General features: G+C 48.5%; 2 protein-coding genes. Both read right to left on the bottom strand.

Annotated elements, in window-relative coordinates; all coding sequences use genetic code 11:
* Nucleotides 1-447: metalloregulator ArsR/SmtB family transcription factor (locus ASH01S_RS17650; protein WP_157067249.1), on the bottom strand; the 447-nt coding region annotated here is incomplete at its 3' end.
* Between the two features lie 260 nt (nt 448-707).
* Nucleotides 708-912, bottom strand: a 205-nt coding sequence (locus ASH01S_RS19125) for a hypothetical protein (RefSeq protein WP_217996367.1), incomplete at its 5' end; no start/stop codon positions are given.

The raw sequence follows: 912 nt of genomic DNA, 5'->3' as shown, positions 1-912 counted from the left end.
CCCTGGTTTGAAATCATTTGCATAAAGCCATTTCGCAAGCGTGTTCGAATCTGTAAAGGCGGCCCATACTTTCTCGATTGGACTCTGAAATTCAAAGTGAAGCGACACGTCTTTCCCCATGTGTTGTTCCGCCTCCAACAAGCGACTTAAGGCGACCATTTTGTTGGTCCAGAATTTCTCGTAATACGATACCCAATCTTGAATCTGCCTCAATGGAGCGGGATTTAGCCTATAGCATGTTTCCCTTCCGACTTTCCGGTCTACAACCAGATCAGCATCTTTCAGGACCGCCAGGTGTTTGGAAACCGCTGTACGACCCATTGGAAACTGAGATGTCAACTCGTGAAGAGGTAGTTCTTCCGCATCTGCCAAGAGACGAATGAGTTTGCGTCGGTTTGGATCTGCAACGGCGTGATAAACATTGTGTATTTGACGTGCCCCGGACAAAGTAGCCTCCTCCTATGGAAGGGACCCATTCCGCTTGTTTACGATACGCCAAGGACTCGTAATCACGTTACCACCGGCTCTCGGAAGGTGGCGAGAACAACAAGGCCTACAGAAATTTATCTCTAGCTCTACGAAAAAGGCCGCAGAGAGACGTTCGAAGTCCGCCACCGTGAGCTTAATGGGAGCTTCAAAACTGACTGTTCCGGGATGTACTTGATCACATTGTTGCCACGCAGGATTCCATTGTTATTCATCAAGGGTCAGCCAGCATTTCGACTTCGTTGAGTGGATTTATCCTTGCCAGCGACCATTCTGAGTCTGTGGACGAAGTAACGGTCGAGCACAAGAATCATGTTGTTGAAGAAGAGCGATTCAAAGTCTTCAAGGGTAGAGTTGACTTTTTGGTCCGTGGTCACACGGGCAACGAGCTTTTGGTACGCCATAAGTTGTTGCTCAATCGCAGCG

This window comes from Alicyclobacillus shizuokensis NBRC 103103 (assembly GCF_001552255.1).
In the GTDB taxonomy this organism is placed as follows: Bacteria; Bacillota; Bacilli; order Alicyclobacillales; family Alicyclobacillaceae; genus Alicyclobacillus_G; species Alicyclobacillus_G shizuokensis.
Note: the sequence above shows the minus strand (reverse complement) of the source record. Positions and strands in the feature narration are given on the sequence as shown.